The sequence below is a fragment of the Thalassoglobus sp. genome (genome assembly GCF_048270125.1).
Taxonomy (GTDB): domain Bacteria; phylum Planctomycetota; class Planctomycetia; order Planctomycetales; family Planctomycetaceae; genus Thalassoglobus.
Genome location: NZ_JBLWTN010000002.1, coordinates 145,845 through 163,263, shown reverse-complemented (window position 1 = coordinate 163,263; position 17,419 = coordinate 145,845). Strand labels below are relative to the sequence as shown.

Here is a 17,419-nt window from a genome sequence, read left to right as displayed (position 1 = left end):
TATTGATTGAGAAAAGTCTGCGTTTCAGGACGTGTTATCACGCAAGAGCCGCGACAAGTGCGTCGATCTCTTCTTTTGTTCTTGATTCCGTCACCGCGACCAGCACACCATCTTGAACAGATTGTGGAGCTTGCGGGAATTGGCTCAATTCCGGTCCCAAATCAAATCCTGCCGCAGCCGCCCGCTTCAGGAACTTCTCAGCTCCCCCTTTCACGCGAAGAGTGAATTCTTTGAAGAAGGGGGTATCGAACATCAGATCGACGCCGTCAATCTTTGTGAGTTGGTCCGCTGCGTAGTGGGCTTTCTGACAGCAAAGCTCAGCTGCTTCACGCATTCCTTCCGGTCCCATCAGAGAGAGATAGAAAGTCGCACGGAGTGCTAACAGCCCCTGGTTTGTGCAAATGTTACTCGTCGCTTTGTCTCTGCGAATATGCTGTTCCCGAGTCTGTAATCCGAGAACATAGCATTGTTTGCCATTTCGGTCAGTCGTCATTGAAATCAACCGACCAGGCATTTTTCGGACATAGTCATTGCGACAAGCAAGAATCCCGAGATACGGTCCACCGTATTGCAAAGGGACTCCGAGTGACTGCCCTTCCGCGACAGCGACATCGGCACCGTAATCCGCGGGACGCTTCATCAGCCCTAGACTGATTGGATCAAACGAGACAACCGAAAGTGCACCATGCTCTTTGGCAATTTTGCAAAGCTCTTCACCATCCTCGACACATCCAAAAAAGTTTGGTTGCTGAAAGATCAGACATGCCGTCTGATCGTCAATCAACTCTTTCGCTTTGGCGAGGTCAGTCGTTCCATTGACCATTGGAATCGTGACCACTTCGGTCTCCAGATTCCGCACATAGGTTTCGAGAACGTGCCGGTACTCTGGATGAACTCCTTCAGAGATGAGAACTTTCCCATGCCGACGTGTGACGCGCATCGCCATGAAGGCAGCTTCACTGACTGCGGTTCCACCTTCGTACAGGCTGGCATTGGAGACGTCGAATCCGGTCAAGGCACAGATTAGTGACTGGTACTCAAAGAACGCCTGCAGTGTCCCCTGGCTCGCCTCAGCCTGGTACGGTGTGTAAGCAGTGTAGTATTCCCCACGGCTGGCGAGTTCGTCGATCACTGATGGGATGTAGTGATCGTACGCTCCTCCGCCGAGAAAACAAACGCGATCAACGTTGTTTTTGGCAGCCAGCTTCCCGACGTGCTGTTCGAGAGCCAGTTCCGTCATAGGAGCTGGAAGATCAAGTGGACGATCCAGCTGCAGTTCTTTCGGAACTTGTGTCAGAAGTTGCTCAATTGATTCGACACCTATCACATCTAGCATTTGCTGCTGTTGTTCTGGTGTATTGTAAAGATACGCCACGCTGAAGCTCCTGGAGTTTCGTCTTGATGAGTCCAGTTCAATCAAGATGAAATCGCTGGACTCAGCTCATCAACCGTGAGTGACCAACGTTGTTAACGACTGCAACATCCCTGGCAGCCTTTGAAATTGAGAATCAGCCCGGAAACCGATGCATCGATTGTTTCCCTCGGAGTCAGAAAGCCAATCCCGATGTTCAGGATCAATGCTCATCCGATCGCTGGTCTTCAACAGAGAATCGTATCGGGCTGGGATTCGATTACGAGTCCGTTTGAACAAATTGAGAATGTTTCTCAAACTGGGAAATCGCCCCACTTGGAATCACACGGATGCTTTCTATCGAGCAGCCACCCGCTACATAAAATCCAGAACACAAGCTTGTGAGTTGGGTTATCAAACGGAGTCGATTTTCATCTCAGTATGGAAGAGCCACAAAACTCAATCATTCTTCGAAATCGTACTCGCGATTGACTTCGTGGAGAGTCACCCTTCAATGGAATCAACTTTTGTGGAACCTGTGCAGTGAACACGAGTCAATCAGTACTGGCCAATTGATCAAAAATTGACGAAACCAGTTGCTCGCGGGCTGAACTGCGGGCAAACAATATCGGAAGTTGCCCTAATGGCTTTCACAACTTGCCTGATAGGCAGCATGATCCATTAACGCGTCTAACTCACTCGGATCGGACGCTTTGATCTTCACGATCCAACCGGCTTGGAACGGGTCATCTGAAAGTGGTCCGAGATCGGCTTCGAGTGAATCGTTGACTTCGACAATTTCACCACTCACAGGAGCGTAAAGATCACTGACAGCTTTCACGCTTTCGATCTCACCCATTTCCTCTCCGGCAGCGACGGTTTTTCCGACTGACGGAAGTTCAATGTGAACAACATCTGTCAATTCCTTGACGGCGAAGTCACTAATTCCAATGGTAGCAACGTCACCATCCAGGGCGACCCACTCATGCGTCTTTGCAAATTTCATGGAAGAGACATCCATGCGGTTTCTCCTGGGGATTTTTGAGCGACCTGTCAGCCGCAATCACTTGAACGGAAGTTGAGTCCAAGCTGTCTCGTCAAGAGGCGAGGGATCGGAGGCAAGCGGACAAATTTGCCTGACGCATCACACTCGGGTACAGCCTGAAGTTCGTTAAATTTTCTTGAATCTTGAAGCTGAACCTTAAGTCACGTCGCAGCTGGTCTTGCCTGTTTCAGTGGGGGTTTCACTGCAACAATATTTGTGTTCGATGTCCGAAATCTTGTCGATGCGACGCTGATGACGTCCCCCTTCGAATTCGGTCTTCAACCACAAATCGACAATTCGTCCGAGAAGCCGATCACCGAGCATGTCTGCGGAGAGGCACATGATGTTTGCATCGTTATGACGGCGCGAGTATTCCGCTGTCACATCGTCATGACAGGAGACAGCTCGCACTTTGGGGAATTTGTTGGCAGTAATGCACATCCCCATGCCGGTTCCACAGATCAGAATTCCACGATCCACTTCACCAGTCCCGACAGCTTCGGCAACCTTCCCTGCATAATCTGGATAGTCGACACTCGTGTCGTCGCCAGGGCCGAAATCGACACTTTCGTATCCCAGCTCGTCTAACTGAGCAAGAATCTGTCCTTTGACTCTGACGCCACGATGATCGCTTGCGATGGCAACTTTCATATGAGGGTTCCTTATGTTGACGACTGCTGGTCAAGTAGCAATCTTAAATAGCCTTCAATCTCATTTCGGCAAATCTCGTACTCCTCGACCCCAGCCCCGATCGGATCGGAAACATCTTTTCCGGAGTCCGAGAGGAGCCGTGTTTTCCCGGCGAGTTCCGGAAACGCATTCAAAATTGCATCACGGTGATTCTGAGTCATTGTGATAATGTGATCACTATGGAACAGTAATTCTTCAGTGACTGGTCGACTTTCATGAGAAGACATGTCGATGCCTTGCTCTTTCAAAAGGGCAACCGCTTCTGGACTCGCTGGCGATCCCGGATAGGCTGCAAGCCCCGCCGAGACGACAGTGTACCCTCTGTCCAAGAGTTCATCATCCGCACATTGCATTTGCTGTGCAAGCATGTTTCGAAAAAGTGCTTCCGCCATCGGGCTGCGACAGGTGTTGCCTGTACACACGAAAACGTACACTTCGCCTGTCAAACGAGAAAAACTCAGTTTTGTCACAGCGCCTGCTCGCTCTAGTTGGTAATTTTGCCCATCGACATCAACGACTGTTAATCCTTCCTCGTAAACTTCTTCGTTCGAGGAAAAAATCAGGTCAACCCAGCCCACATCCAAACGATCTACATCTGACTGTGGAATGACCAACCCCAAGGCTGGTGTCGAAAGTCGTTTTAATAGCGTATTTGAAAAATTTAATCTGGGAATAGCAAAAACTCGCCCGGAGGCATTCAATGCCCATTCCCGAGCGACACCACTCCAGTCCGCTGAAAACCCTTCGGGCTCTCCTCCACCGACTCGCAAAGCAACCGGCCCCGGCCAACATCGTCGAGAGAGCTTATAAACAAGTGTCGATAAGTTGTCAGCGTAATCATCAATCACGCTGCGATGTGCCAGCGCAACAACCGGAATCGCCTCGGTCGCAGCTTTGGCGATTTCGGCGAGTCGACTGGCGGCACCAAGCTGATTCGGTAAAGCCAGAACCAGCATCCCGACTTCAACCGGAACCGCAACGACCTTTCCAGCCTCAAGTTGCGACACAGCGACACGAAGAGCGTCGGTCTCGTCGTTGATCTCATCGAGGTTGATAGTCTGGGTCATGCGGGATAGATACTAATAAGCTCTAACAAAATCTGATTTCATGATCATCACCTCTGTGAATCACAATCTTGGTGAATCGCAGCGACAACTGGAAAGTGACAACTGAAACTGTAGCGTTTTAATAAGATGCCTCTCAGCGGAAGAACTCCGCAAATGCGTATCGTATCCCGAACGATACCTAGGATCAACTGGCGAACTTTCTTTGATCAATCAAAGAGCATTGTTGCCAGTACAGACATCAAATCGCTCAGCCGCTCATTTGCCCAAAGCGGGTCGAGACTCTCAGAAATCAGCCACGCATCAATGTGCCTGACCGTTCAACCACTAGAGCATCTTTCGGATTGGTTTGGAGGTTCTGCCTCGTGGCGAACAGCATTTTTACTAGAGAAATGCGTTCTTCACGGGCAAACGGTAGAGCAAATTGCTCTAAAAACAAAACTTCCAATCAACCCTGCTCTTCGCATCGGGTCGATTGGAAGCCCCTATTCCACGCAATCGTTATAACATGAAATCAAAGTAACATTTGCAGGAGTCCTCCGCCTCCGACACGTTCCGCGCCACAGGCGAAACTCGTCGATTCAGATTCGTCGCTGAATTCAGATTCGTCACTGAAATGTTTGGGAAGTTGCCGATTACTCTGGAGCAAGGAAATCGAACATCGGAGTCGGGACGAATTCGCCTGACACCTCTCCCGCAAGGTCGTAATTTTCGATCAGCGTGAGCTTGCGAACTGGCTGACCTGAGTCGAAGTTCACCTTCTTCGTGTCTACCCAGAACACCTGAGGACTGAAGACCGAATCGTAGTAAAGCACACCTTTGCTTAAATCGGTGACGGTTCGCCAGATCGTGGTCGAGACGTTCGGACGTTCCGGATCAGCGATTCCGAACGGGGCCGACACATTGCGCATAACACTCATCATGGCTGCGATGGCTTCTCGCTCAGATGTCGGCTTCGGTAGATGTTTCACATAATAGGCCCCGCGAACAAAACGGTCAGCAGGTTCATGCGTCCCCGGCAATCGCTTTTCACCCCCGAACCCACGGTATTGCTTCAGATTCTCGAGCTGTTTATCAAACGATGGCTGGTTCGTCATGACAGTATAACTGCGGTCGTGATAAAACTTGATTTTCCCATTGATACATTCGATCACCGCAGAGTCGCCACTGGAATCGTTCAATGCGATGTGCACAGTAACCGCCTTCCCGCTGGAAGGTTCGACAGCCATCTGCAATTGATAGGGATGCTCTTTGTAGGAATTAACTGCCTCTTCAACAGTCGCAAACTGGTCGAGGTAATACTGCACCCACATCGACATGCACAAACCCGGAAGAGATTCGTCGCGAGGTCCGACCGAAGTTTCCGGCAAGTACAACAGGTGACCAGCCAGCCCTTTCTCGTTAATTCCATCAGCAGTCCCAACATCGTAGCAAGAGACGATGACACTCCCGTACTTGCTGGTCCAGCGTAACGGGTTTGTCTCTGCCAGACCGTTTCGCTCCATTCCACGTGGAAGAATCCACATGTTGCTCCTGATATCCTCAAACCAGTCCATGTTCCGGCCGACAACTACCGATTGTCCGCTGTCATTCCATAGAACGCGGGAACAGGATTGTACGGGTGTCGCAATCAGCAAACCGCCTACAAGGGCTGTCATCGCGAAGAAGAAGTAACGACTCATAAATAACTCTCAATTCTCATTTTACGGCGACGTCCACAGTCACCCGCAACAAGCGGGACCCCAATCGCCAAATCTATTTTTCGTGAACCGCAACCGCGTTGGACTGTCCGTCCCAGCCGGTTACAAAGTCTTGATCAACAACGACCCTATCTCTCCAAACAGTGGGAGGCATTGCGTAATTCAGCTGCTCGTCGCCTCTACGCGAAACATTTTCAGAGCCCTCGCGTGATCGTTGAAATCATTGCAACCCGTCCAATCTTCGCCAAAACAGATCACAGAAACTCAGAATCGAGAATCGTTGATCCAAGAGGAACTCAGCGTCAGAAATTGACATTCCCCTTCGCATTCAACTATTCTGATGTATACTTCCAAATGATGACGATACTAGTATCTGTACATCCGATTTGATTTGACAAATGCTCGACACTCAGTAATCAGGCCAAGCCCCTGTGTGAGCTGACTGTTGCGACATCTCATTTCGGATCTGACGAGACACTCAAGCTTTTTCAAAAAGAGTACGCATTCTGTTTCGTGGAACTGAGATTTTCAGATGTCGAGCGATCTCCGCGGAGACAGGCAGCTAGAAAGTGTTTGAGAACGTGACCACCTGATTTTCCCCACACACATTGACCACCCCGCCAACATCTGATGGTCTTTTGACTTTTCCTGGAGTCTCTCATGCTCACTCTCCTTGGTAAACGTACTCCAATGTGCGATCGCTTGGATCGTCGCTCGTTTTTACGAATCGGTGGGCTGGCCATGGGCGGGCTGACTCTTCCGCAATTACTGCGAGCTGAACAGGCGGCGGGAGTGAACGGGAACGGAAAGGGAGTGATCATGATCTTCCTGCCCGGTGGACCTCCTCACCAGGATATGTGGGACATCAAATCAGACGCTCCCGCTGAAATTCGGGGAGAATTCAATCCAATCCAAACCAAAGTTCCCGGCATTGAAATCTGCGAACAGTTTCCGCAACTCGCTTCAATGGCGGACAAGCTGACGTTCATTCGTACAATGGTCGGAGCTGGTGGAGCACACTATGCCTTCCAATGTTTGACCGGTCAGCATGACCGAAATCAACCGCCCGGTGGCTGGCCCGCACTCGGTTCGGTTCTTTCTAAAGTCTATGGTCCAAAAGACTCAGCTGTGCCAGCGTACGTTGGGCTTTCACCGAAAACACGACACGCCCCCTGGGGAGACAACGGGCAGCCCGGATACCTTGGCGTCGCTCATGCTCCTTTTACTCCCAACGGAGATGGGGCCTCGGATCTGGTCCTGAATGGAATTTCCAGCGACCGTTTAGCAAGTCGAAAACAGGTCTTGAAAGCGTTTGATCGATTCCGAACTCAAATTGATGCATCGGGAATGATGGAAGGACAGGACTCTTTCAATCAACAGGCATTTGGGATTTTAACATCAAGCAAGCTTGCCGATGCTCTTGACCTGGAAAATGAGTCGCAGCAAATTCGTGATCGATATGGATATGGTGAAGACAAACTTCAATCGGACGGCAGTACACGGCTACTGACGAACTTTCTGAAAGCACGTCGGTTGATCGAAGCAGGTGTCCGCTGTGTTTCCCTTTCATTCAGTCGTTGGGACTGGCACGGAGGAAATTTCAATCGTGGTCGTCAGGACATGCCGATGCTCGACCAAGCTGTCAGCGCACTTATCGAAGACATGGAAAACCGAGGGATGCTCGACGATGTAACAGTTGTCGTCTGGGGAGAATTCGGACGAACTCCGAAGATCAACGCCAACGCCGGTCGCGATCACTGGCCACGTGTCTCATGTGCACTGCTTGCTGGTGGCGGAATGAAACATGGCCAGGTGATTGGAAAAACTAATCGTCTGGGTGAAGAAGCAATCGAACGCCCCGTCCACTTCCAGGAAGTTTTTGCGACACTTTACAAGTCCGTCGGTATCAACGTTGATCATGTCACTCTCGACGATCTTCAGGGCCGCCCACGATTCCTTGTCGACCAGAATCTGGCTCAACCGATCCCAGAACTATTTGGATGACACCCAAAAGCCTCACATTCAGCAGGCAACCATCGACGATCTGTTGCACGAAGACCAGTCTCCCCTGTAACGGTCAGTCCGGGACAATGGTCCCGGACTACGATGAGTTGAGCCCTCTGCTGTTTACAGACCCTCAGCGATGCAATCGCTTGAGTCCTCTTGACAATCATGGACGCGGGCTGCCTCGTGGACATGTGCGAGTTTCACACACATAAAGCACTCTCCACAAACACATAAAACACGAATGCGTTCGAGCGCAGTTTGCTTTATCGTGTCTCCGTGTCGAACCTGTTTCACCAATGCAGTTACGATTCGCCACGAGGCTGAACCTGAACACCGATTCAACAAACTGCTCTAAAAGACAATCTCAAGAATCGCAGACCACTTGAAGACATCGCAATTATGAACAGAATGAACCGACTCTTAAGAACGGGGCTACTACTTTTCGTTTCACTCGATATCCACTCAAGTCTGTTCGCGCAGTCAGACGAGATTCCAGACCGCCCGCTCCAGCTTTGGGATGCCTCACAAAAAATCCCCAAGACGGTTGAGATCAAGTCACTACCGCATGTGAAGTTTCATGTCATCAAAGAACATGAACCAACAGTGGATGGTGGATATGGCTTTCTGCATGGCGTTGCTCTCTGCTGGCACAAAGGGAAATTGTACGCCTCATGGGGACACAACAAAGGGATTGAAAATACCGCCAGCGAAGAGGCACGCGGACGTGTCAGTCAGGATGGCGGGAAGACTTGGGGCGAGACCTTCACTATCGATTCTGGCAGCGACGAAAATCTGGCTGTCAGCCATGGCGTCTTTCATTCAGACGGCGAAAAGCTGTGGGCGTTCATGGGAGCGTTTTACGGAAACCGCCAAGATGTTCATACGCGCGCATATGTACTGGATGAACAAAATGGAGTTTGGAAATTTCGAGGGCGCGTGATTGGTGATGGGTTCTGGCCGATGGAAGAACCAATACTGATGAGCAATGGCAACTGGATCATCGGCGGGCTGAAAGTTGGCGCAGGAAACCCGGCCGCTGTCGCCATCAGTCACGGCGACGACTTCACCAGATGGGATGTTGTGGTCATCTCGAAGCCGAAGTCGATCAAGATGTGGGGCGAGTCAACAACTCTTGTACGCGACAACCATATTCTGAATCTATCGCGCTGGGGTGGGCAGGCATTCGCACTGCTCGCGAAGAGCGAAGACTTCGGACAATCGTGGACGCCATCACACCCGACGAACCTCCCAATGGCTGGTTCGAAGCCATACGCCGGAACATTAAGCACCGGTGAGAGTTATCTGATCTGCACGACGACTTCCGACTCTGGTCACCGTCGCTCTCCTTTGACGATAGCATTGAGTGAGGCGGGAGCCGATTCGTTCAGCCGAATCTACACAATTCGCGATGCTGTTTTCCCCGGTGGTCCAGGGGAGTCACATCCAAAAGCGAAGCTCTCTTATCCTTATGCCATCGAACACAACGGATCATTGTATGTCGGCTATTCGAACAACGGAGGCCGATCAGGAATGAACATCAACAGCGCCGAAATGGCAATCATCCCGATTTCTGAACTTCGCAAGTAAAGCGCATCCTCAATCATCACCGGTGGTGAATTCAAGTCACTTACAGGTCTTCAGAGCGTCCCATTTAATCCTCGGTGAGACTCACTGGGGATTTAAACGACTGCCAAAGATGCAGCATTCTGCGTGCAGACTGATCGCGAATACTGCCCTCTACCGTTTTTTGTTTTTCTTGCTTTGCTTGGAGTACTTGCGGTCGCTGGACGAACTCTTTGACGCATTTTGTTGAGCCTGGTCGGCTGCTTCTCGGAGGCGTTCAATAAAACCGGGAGGCTTCTTCGGCTTCGGCGGTTCATCCTTCGCTTTGACTGCGGTTGTCGGTTCTTCGACCTCAACAACGCTTCCATCTGCGTTGACATTTTTCTTCAGGAGTGTCCGTTCGCAAATTCCCCACAAGCTGGAGGAGATGAAGTACAAACACAATCCAGCTGGCACACGATAAAACATGAAGCCAATGAAGATCATCATGTAGTTCATCATCTTGTATGTCATCGCCTGCTCATCCGATGTCGGAGGAGGCGTGAACATTTTTTGCTGAGCCACAAACAGAATCACTGTCAAAATTGGCAACAGATTGAATGTTGTGAAACCAACCCAGGGAATCGCAAACCCGAAATCAAACAGTGCATCCGGGGCAGCAAGATTGTCGACCCACAGGAATTTGGCCAGACGTAAATCAATCGCCTGATAAAGTGACGTATACAGCCCATAGAAAATGGGAAGCTGCAACAAAGCAGGCAGGCAACCGACCATCGGGTGGTAGTTGTATTTCTTCTGAAACGCACGATACGCCTTGGCGAATTCTTCGGGTTTGTCTTTATGCTTTTCCTGAATCTCTTTGAGCTTCGGTGCGAGAACCTTCATCTTCTCCGATTCAATCGCCTGCTTCTTCGAGATTGGGAACATCATTCCCCGTACAACGACAGTCAACAGGATGATCGCGAACGCATACGGCAAGCCGACCCAGTTGTGGAAGAAGTCCAAAACCGCCAGCATCGCTTTGGCGATCACTCCAAACCACCCCAGTCGCACAACATCGCCCGCATGAATCGGTTCGAGAAGCTGCTTTCTCTTGGGACCGAAATAAGTCTGGAACGAGTGAACAACTTCTGAATCTTTTTTGAGTGTCTGCTTTGTGGACTCAAGAAGAATTGAGAGATTACTTCGTTCCGGCTTCTCATCTTCCATCACAACTTGCGGAACGACCGATTCAAAAAGTTTCTCGGCAGGGGCATCTTCAGATCGATTTGGCAAAATCAGGGCAGTGAAGAACTGCACGTCGAGACCGGCATACTTGATCGGCTCTCGCCAGGAGACAACAGGTTTCCCACCATCCTTGGCCTTCTTCGTCTGTTTCACCAGATCGGCAGCAGTGAGGTGAATGGAAGTCGTCTTATCTGGGTAACGGGCATCTTCAATTGTCGCAACGTCGATTTCCCGATACGAACGTGTATTGTCCGCATTCTCCAGTTCCAAACCAACCGGCCCTTGCAACGTGTAAACCGTTTCGACCGTGTTCTCTGAGTGATTGACAATCTTAATGTCCATCTCCAGCAGATAGCCGGTCGGAGATTTATCACGTTTTTCCAGATCCGCTTGTTGAATGCGGTACGTCTTAAAGACTTCCAGGTCCTTTTTGGGAGCGAGATAGCTGAATGTGACAGAGTCCGCATCCTGCTGGCTGATCTTCCAATCAACTTCGGCGAGCGATGTCCCAAAATCTTTCAGCTGGCCATCGATTTGGGGGAGTTGCATTTCAAAAGTTTTGGGGACACGTCGATCACCTTTGACTGGAATCGGATTCCCGACCACTTTGAACTGCTGTTTGCGGTTGAGCGTTGTGTATCGCGGGTCGGTCAGTTCGACCCAATCGATAGCAGCTCCCTGAGTATTCAACTGTGCTTTGAGAAGATACTTGCCTGCAAACCCCGATTCTCCGAGCACGATCTGCTGAGCGGGAAACGTTTGCAGTTCAACCTTTGGCTCTTCTTCGGGGGCATCCCCTGCAGGAGCCGGCTTCACAGCATTCGGATCGGCGGACGCAGAGTTCGCTGCCTCCGGATTTTCGCCCTTCTTAGAGTTGAGCAGTGCCTCTTCATTGAAGTCCCCCTTTTCACCAGCCACAGGTTTGGGCTTTGGCTTTGGAAAGACTTCAGGAAAAAGTCCGGGAGCAATTTGCATCCAGAAAATAAAGAAGACCATCGTCAACAAGACGAAGAACATGTATCGACGCTGATCCATGGGTGACGTAGACGGTCTATATTTCAGACCGTTCCTTTCACAATCGAGTCTATCGCAGAACAAACTGTTCGCTGAGGCAGCTTCGAAATTAGTAATTCTTCAAGCCAACCGCGAAAATTCAGTTTGTATGGTGTCATAGGTATACAGCGATCCGGAAACGAGGGATCACTCAGAAACGGACATTATGAGGAACTCCGGCGAATTCACCAGCAGGTTCGCTGCAATTCCCGGTTTTTGAAGAGGTCAACCGTCCTGAAACCTGCACAGATGATCAAGTCGTGCTGATCCGTTTTGTTTCTCAGCTGCAGCATCATGTCGATCTGCCAATTGAATCAAGCAGTTTGCCACGAGGCAGAACCTGCAAACCGATTCGAAAGATGCTCTGAAAACCTTAAAATGACCACTCAAAGGCTGAGAAAGTCACATATTTCAAGTATTCCGATAGAGAAAGAATAGAGAGAAACTGTCGAGAAAATCACCCCAGAGAGTCCTATCGACCATCGCGAAGTCGATGTCCGAGGAAGTCATCAAGATCCGGGATGGGATAAATTTTGGCTGCTGTTTTCTCGAAATCGTAAGGAACACGCTTAAATGTGAGGGTTTTCTTCTCTTGATCCAAGATGACATAAGAAGAACGATTGTCGCTGTCTCTCGGCTGTCCGACCGATCCCACATTGACGAGAACCTTCGTATCTCCCAGCTCGATCTGAAAATCGACCTCGTCCGGAGAGAGAAAATTGTAGTCCTCAGTAAAGACACCCGGAATGTGGGTGTGTCCCTGAAAACAGTAGTTATCGACGAGTCCGAAGATCCGTTCCATTTTCCGCTGATTGTAGACATCTTCCGGGAAGACGTACTCATTCAGAGGGTTGCGGGCGGAACCGTGGACAAACAGATATTCGCCCTCCCGCTTCATTCGAGGGAGTTCACCAAGAAATTCCCAGCGTGCTTCATTGCCTGCCGGGTCACCCGCTTCCAGCTGTGAGCGTGTCCAGAAGATGGCACGTTCAGCCCCGGCATTGAACCCTTCAGGATCGAAGAGTGCAGCCTGATCGTGATTTCCCAGAATTGTGACCTGACAATTCTTCGTCACCAGATCGATACATTCACGAGGATTGGGGCCATATCCAATAATATCACCTAGACAGTAAATCTCGGAGATCTCCTGCCCGCGGATATCCTCTAGAACGGCTTCCAGTGCTTCCAGGTTGCCGTGAATGTCGCTGATGATGGCACGCAACCGAATTTCTCACTTGATGTTACGAGAAAAAAACTAGTGAATGCAGGTGTTGCAGAACAGTCCCGCAGTTTACGAGAGAGTGCGTTTGCAGGTCAACCGTTGACTATTCTTGCTTACTATTGCCTGTGTGTCAGCGTAAATCGACTGGATCGACGTCAATTGTCAGCTCAACATCTGTTGCAATCTTCAAATACGGAACAATCTCTCTCCAGAGATCCTGAATTGTTTGAATTTGATCGCTGGTCATTTGGAAATGATAACGAAAATATTTTCGCAATCGTGTAATAGGTGCCGGAGCAGGACCGAGGACTCGCACGGGAAGCTTCTTTTCAGAAATGTGTGAACGAATGAATTTCACGATTCTCTTGGCTTCCTCCGCCACGACCTCCTCATCAAGTGAGCGGAGAATGACACGGGCCATACTCCGATACGGAGGAGCCATCACCATCTTGCGTTGTTTCAGTTCATAGCTCGCGAACTTGTAGTAGTCGTGATGAGCTGCAAACTGAATGACCGGCTCATCCGGATTCATTGTTTGAACGAGAACTCTCCCCTCCTTTTCACCACGGCCTGTTCTTCCAGCCACCTGAGCGATGAGCTGAAAGGTTCGCTCAGCTGCCCGCAAATCGGGTTGATGCAACAGCGAGTCCGCATCGATCACGCCGACTAAGGTCACATTCGGAAAATCCAAACCCTTTGCAATCATTTGTGTTCCGAGAAGGATGTCGACTTCTCCCTCGCGAAAGGCCGTCAGTGCTTCATCGTGGCTTCCGGGCTTCCGCATCGAATCGCTGTCCATGCGGACAAGACGCATCCCCGGAAACTTGCTCTTAACTTCGTCTTCAAGTCGTTGCGTTCCAGCACCGAGGAATCTCATCCCCGGCTGACCACAGTTTGGACATCGCTCAGGTGGTGGGATTTCATATTCGCAACTGTGACACAGCAAACGTCCCCGGTCTTTGTGCCAAGTGAGAGTCACATCACAATCGGGGCAACGGATTCCAGTACACTTTGGACACCAGAGAACCGGTGAGAATCCACGCAGGTTCAAGAAAAGAATGACCTGCCCTCCACTGTTCAACGCCTGTTGCATCGCATTCGTCAGCGCTCGGCCGAGTGAATGTCGCCGCTGAATCAGAGGATCATGACGGACATCGACAATGGTAACCGGCGGCAGAGGTCGCTGTTCGACGCGATCTTTCATGACGATTAATTTGTCATGCCCCTCAATCGTGCGCACGAGCGATTCCAGAGTCGGTGTCGCAGTCCCCAAAATCAGTGGAATCCCCTCACGCCGCGCTCGCTCGCGGGCCACTTCACGAGCATGGTATCTGGGTGTCGAATGTTGCTTGAAAGTCGATTCGTGCTCTTCATCAATAATGATCAGCCCCAGGTGCGGGGTCGGTGCAAAGATCGCACTTCGCGCCCCAACGATCACCTGAACTTCGCCTTGTGCAATTTGTTGCCAGTGCCAGTGTCGATCGGCATCACTGAGATGGCTGTGCAAGACCGCCACGTTGTCGAAACGTGCACGAAAGCGACGAATCGTTTGTGGTGTCAGACTGATTTCCGGGACGAGAACAATTGCCTGTTGACCGTAGCTGACGATCTCGCGAATCGCCTGAATGTAAACTTCGGTCTTCCCGCTCCCGGTCACACCATGCAGCAAGATCGTCTCATATTCGGAAGCTCGGATCGTCTTGAGAATGGCATCGAGCGCGGACTGCTGTTCGCCGTTAAGCTTGAGGTCCTCCTGATGCTCAACATGCATCTCGGTGATGTTATTGACATTCATCCGACGGCGTTCTGGGACGATCAGTCTCTTTTTTCGAAGCGAATCAATCGGAGAGGTGCCGCACTCTGCAGCTTCGGCAAGAGCATCGACTCGCAGGGCCTCTTCGGATTCTGCCAAAATCTGCATCACAGCGTGTTGCTTCTTCGGTAACTTCAACGATTCAAGATCGGTGAGATCAGGAGCAATGCGATAGAAGACGACTTCTCTTGTCCCTGCTTGCCTTTTGACACCGGCTGGGACCACGCTCTCAAGAACTTGCCCCCAACTGCTCAAGTAGCGATCTGCAATCCATTGGGTGAGATCGAGCATCTGCTGAGACAGAAGCGGTTGACGATCCAGAACTTCCGTGATCGACTTCAGCCGCTTACTCGTCGAGATCTCACTCGTCAGCCCCACGCAATATCCCAGCGTCGGAGTATTCCCTCGACCAAAAGGGACTTTCACCCGTTGTCCGGGCTCGATCATTTCTCGCAGCGGCTCAGGAACCAGATAGTGATACACAGTATCTAAAGGACGGTTGAAGACAACTTGAGCAGCCAACAGGTCCGCGCCCGCAGCCAATTCCCACGGAGCTGGCTCGGGTTCTAATTGAAACAGTCCTTTTTGATGCTTTGGGCTCATGAATCCGAACGAAAAAACAACACTCTAGGAGCTTTAGAAAGAATGGAAAAGCAGGATTCTTGTGTATCCTGGACTGACATTCGGCAATTTTTTCCACTTTGAAAATCACCGGACCAACCCGAATTGTTTGATCTTGTTGCAGTCTAGCAGATGACATAGCGTCAGCGAGACGTGTCGAAATTGAAAGTTCCCTTCTTCCCCCCAAATCTTAGGCAAGGATGCCAAGATGACCTGGCAATTTGCCAAACTGGTCAGCATATTTGCGCTCGTTATTCTGACGGGCTGCGCATCCATTTCGTCTCCACCGAAGCTGAAATTCACCTCGCCATTCAAAAAGCTGCAACGCGATGTGTCTCGTGAGACAAAGAAAGATACTGAAGCTCTCGACCGCAAAGAGCAATCAGCTCCAAAGCGACAACCTCTGATAGCACGCCAGTCCAAGAACGATGACATTCGTCAGCATGACGCCGCGACAGAGCGATTGATTGAAACAGAACTTCGTGATGCATCACCTGCAGAACGGGAAGAATGGATTCAGTATCTGGCAACGGTCGATGCAGCCAAGGTCTCACAGTTACTCCGAGCCAGACGCGCCGACCTGGGTGCTGAAAGACTTGCTCAAGCAGCCAGTCGCAGTGAGCAAAACAGTTCTGACCAGTCCCCTGCTGATAAAAAAGTTGAAATTCGGGATATCAAAAGAGTCGGTCATACGTTGCAGCCCGCACTTCCTTCACGCGAGACTACCGAGGCCCCAGAGACTGGCCAACTCACTCAAGCTGACCATTCCAAAGAGAGCCAAGGTTTGACAGTCCGGGAAGATTCGAAAACAGAGGCTGATGAACCAACGACTCGCAAATGGTCAGGCCAGTTGAAATCGCTCACTGAATGGGAGAAAAACCCACTCAACTTTAGTCGAGACGAACACTCCGATTCCCCAGAGTCCAAACGAGACCGTCGATCAAAGCCTCTTCCACAAATCATCTCGATCCCTTTCCGTAACGGCGGGGAGACCGAGAAAGAATCAGAGGAACAGACCTCACGAGCGAAAACGGTCCTCTTCGAAAAAGATCCAAAGGTCACAGCAACCGCACCAACCGATTCGCTACGAATTGCACCCGGTGCAAAGCTGTGGGAAGAAGAACTTCATAAGCTCGTTTCACTGATGGAAGCAGAGGCCTCCGCGTCAGGTTCAGCCGGGTCAGGCTCACTGACTCGAAACGAACTTCGTCAGCAGGTCGCTCTGCGGATGCTTTACCTCGTCAACGATCAGAAGCAACTTGCCATGCAGCCCATTCCCGGACTGCAACCGGCGGACCAGGAGTTCTGGACTTCCATCTTCTGGGGACTTTCAAACTATCTGAACGAGGAGGGAATCAACCCCTCTCAACGCTCAACAATGACAATTGAACAACTTCGTTCGGCCACTCATTACCTGCAAATTTCAGCGAAACTTCAATTGCGAAACGTCAGCTTCTGCTCTCGTATCAACGGGTTCGGGAATTTTGAACCGATTGACGCCACACAACTGACACCTGGGGAACCGGTCCTCATTTACTGCGATGTCCGAAACTTTCAAAGCGAGTCCTCTGACCAAAACGATTTCATCACCAAACTTCGCTCATCGGTTGAAATTTATCAGGGAGACCTGAACGGCCAACTGGTCGACCGCAGTAGCTTCCCAGCTACCGAAGATCGCTGCCAGAGCATCCGCACAGACTACTACAACAGCTATCGGATTGATCTGCCTGCTCATCTGAGTTCCGGACAACATGTCCTGAAATTAACCGTCTACGATGAGTTCAGCGGGAAATCTGCCACAGAGACCATCAGTTTCACCGTCCGTTAACACGACCGAAATACCAGTTTGAACTCTCAGAGTCGAAGTCGAAACTGAGAAACTTTCAGCAGATCACCCACTTTCTCAAGAACTCAATCTCGCCCTTGTTTGTCCGAACGGGTAGAATCACCCTACGCGGGTCCATGCGGTCCGATCAGCCTGTCAAAAGCACTGGGAATGCGATGAGAAACGTTCTCAGTATTTGAAAGGCCAAGTTCGAGCTTACGGATCAGTTCTGAAAACG

General features: G+C 50.5%; 12 protein-coding genes. 4 read left to right on the top strand and 8 right to left on the bottom strand.

Features of this window, described 5'->3' with window-relative positions:
- Positions 1 to 37: 37 nt before the first annotated feature.
- From gcvPA to ACN0YR_RS02960, 5 genes are all read right to left on the bottom strand, one after another.
- Complete coding sequence (gene gcvPA, locus ACN0YR_RS02980; protein WP_417847711.1) at positions 38 to 1,375, bottom strand: aminomethyl-transferring glycine dehydrogenase subunit GcvPA; 1,338 nt, start codon at positions 1,373 to 1,375, stop codon at positions 38 to 40.
- Between the two features lie 616 nt (positions 1,376 to 1,991).
- Positions 1,992 to 2,372: a glycine cleavage system protein GcvH gene (gene gcvH, locus ACN0YR_RS02975; RefSeq protein WP_417847710.1), complete on the bottom strand. Its 381-nt coding sequence runs from the start codon at positions 2,370 to 2,372 to the stop codon at positions 1,992 to 1,994.
- Positions 2,373 to 2,552: 180 nt separating this feature from the next.
- The gene (rpiB, locus tag ACN0YR_RS02970; protein ID WP_417847709.1) at positions 2,553 to 3,047 is read right to left on the bottom strand and encodes a ribose 5-phosphate isomerase B; all 495 of its coding nucleotides are present in this window, start codon (positions 3,045 to 3,047) and stop codon (positions 2,553 to 2,555) included.
- A gap of 11 nt (positions 3,048 to 3,058) precedes the next feature.
- Positions 3,059 to 4,153, bottom strand: a complete 1,095-nt coding sequence (locus ACN0YR_RS02965; protein ID WP_417847708.1) for a hypothetical protein — start codon at positions 4,151 to 4,153, stop codon at positions 3,059 to 3,061.
- 632 nt (positions 4,154 to 4,785) lie between these two features.
- Positions 4,786 to 5,832, bottom strand: a complete 1,047-nt coding sequence (locus tag ACN0YR_RS02960; protein WP_417847707.1) for a linear amide C-N hydrolase — start codon at positions 5,830 to 5,832, stop codon at positions 4,786 to 4,788.
- A 678-nt stretch (positions 5,833 to 6,510) separates the two neighbouring features.
- Here ACN0YR_RS02960 and ACN0YR_RS02955 point away from each other — a divergent pair.
- The 3 genes from ACN0YR_RS02955 to ACN0YR_RS02945 all read left to right on the top strand — a co-directional run bounded on the left by ACN0YR_RS02955 (position 6,511) and on the right by ACN0YR_RS02945 (position 9,444).
- Positions 6,511 to 7,854 (top strand): DUF1501 domain-containing protein, encoded by a 1,344-nt coding sequence (locus ACN0YR_RS02955; protein ID WP_417847706.1) that lies wholly within the window; start codon positions 6,511 to 6,513, stop codon positions 7,852 to 7,854.
- On the top strand, positions 7,851 to 8,069 hold the full coding sequence (locus ACN0YR_RS02950) for a hypothetical protein (RefSeq protein WP_417847705.1): 219 nt from the start codon (positions 7,851 to 7,853) through the stop codon (positions 8,067 to 8,069). Before ACN0YR_RS02955 ends, ACN0YR_RS02950 begins: the two co-directional genes overlap by 4 nt.
- 187 nt (positions 8,070 to 8,256) lie before the next feature.
- Complete coding sequence (locus ACN0YR_RS02945; RefSeq protein WP_417847704.1) at positions 8,257 to 9,444, top strand: exo-alpha-sialidase; 1,188 nt, start codon at positions 8,257 to 8,259, stop codon at positions 9,442 to 9,444.
- Positions 9,445 to 9,594: 150 nt separating this feature from the next.
- Here the strand turns inward: ACN0YR_RS02945 and yidC are convergent, their stop codons facing one another.
- The 3 genes from yidC to priA form a co-directional block, all read right to left on the bottom strand.
- The gene (gene yidC / locus ACN0YR_RS02940) at positions 9,595 to 11,682 is read right to left on the bottom strand and encodes a membrane protein insertase YidC (protein ID WP_417847703.1); all 2,088 of its coding nucleotides are present in this window, start codon (positions 11,680 to 11,682) and stop codon (positions 9,595 to 9,597) included.
- A 490-nt stretch (positions 11,683 to 12,172) separates the two neighbouring features.
- Positions 12,173 to 12,922: a metallophosphoesterase family protein gene (locus ACN0YR_RS02935; protein ID WP_145202631.1), complete on the bottom strand. Its 750-nt coding sequence runs from the start codon at positions 12,920 to 12,922 to the stop codon at positions 12,173 to 12,175.
- Between the two features lie 130 nt (positions 12,923 to 13,052).
- Positions 13,053 to 15,338, bottom strand: a complete 2,286-nt coding sequence (priA, locus tag ACN0YR_RS02930) for a replication restart helicase PriA (RefSeq protein ID WP_417847702.1) — start codon at positions 15,336 to 15,338, stop codon at positions 13,053 to 13,055.
- Positions 15,339 to 15,564: 226 nt separating this feature from the next.
- Between priA and ACN0YR_RS02925 the strand changes: the two genes are divergently transcribed.
- Entirely contained in the window at positions 15,565 to 17,184 is a 1,620-nt protein-coding gene (locus ACN0YR_RS02925) for a hypothetical protein (RefSeq protein WP_417847701.1), read from the top strand.
- Positions 17,185 to 17,419 lie beyond the last annotated feature (235 nt).

Bases quoted from the DNA above. Each gene is read 5' to 3' on its own strand.
- ACN0YR_RS02950 (WP_417847705.1), top strand. From the start codon at position 7,851: ATGACACCCAAAAGCCTCACATTCAGCAGGCAACCATCGACGATCTGT.
- priA (WP_417847702.1), bottom strand. From the start codon at position 15,338: ATGAGCCCAAAGCATCAAAAAGGACTGTTTCAATTAGAACCCGAGCCA.
- ACN0YR_RS02945 (WP_417847704.1), top strand. From the start codon at position 8,257: ATGAACAGAATGAACCGACTCTTAAGAACGGGGCTACTACTTTTCGTT.
- rpiB (WP_417847709.1), bottom strand. From the start codon at position 3,047: ATGAAAGTTGCCATCGCAAGCGATCATCGTGGCGTCAGAGTCAAAGGA.
- ACN0YR_RS02965 (WP_417847708.1), bottom strand. From the start codon at position 4,153: ATGACCCAGACTATCAACCTCGATGAGATCAACGACGAGACCGACGCT.
- yidC (WP_417847703.1), bottom strand. From the start codon at position 11,682: ATGGATCAGCGTCGATACATGTTCTTCGTCTTGTTGACGATGGTCTTC.
- ACN0YR_RS02955 (WP_417847706.1), top strand. From the start codon at position 6,511: ATGCTCACTCTCCTTGGTAAACGTACTCCAATGTGCGATCGCTTGGAT.
- ACN0YR_RS02960 (WP_417847707.1), bottom strand. From the start codon at position 5,832: ATGAGTCGTTACTTCTTCTTCGCGATGACAGCCCTTGTAGGCGGTTTG.
- ACN0YR_RS02925 (WP_417847701.1), top strand. From the start codon at position 15,565: ATGACCTGGCAATTTGCCAAACTGGTCAGCATATTTGCGCTCGTTATT.
- gcvH (WP_417847710.1), bottom strand. From the start codon at position 2,372: ATGGATGTCTCTTCCATGAAATTTGCAAAGACGCATGAGTGGGTCGCC.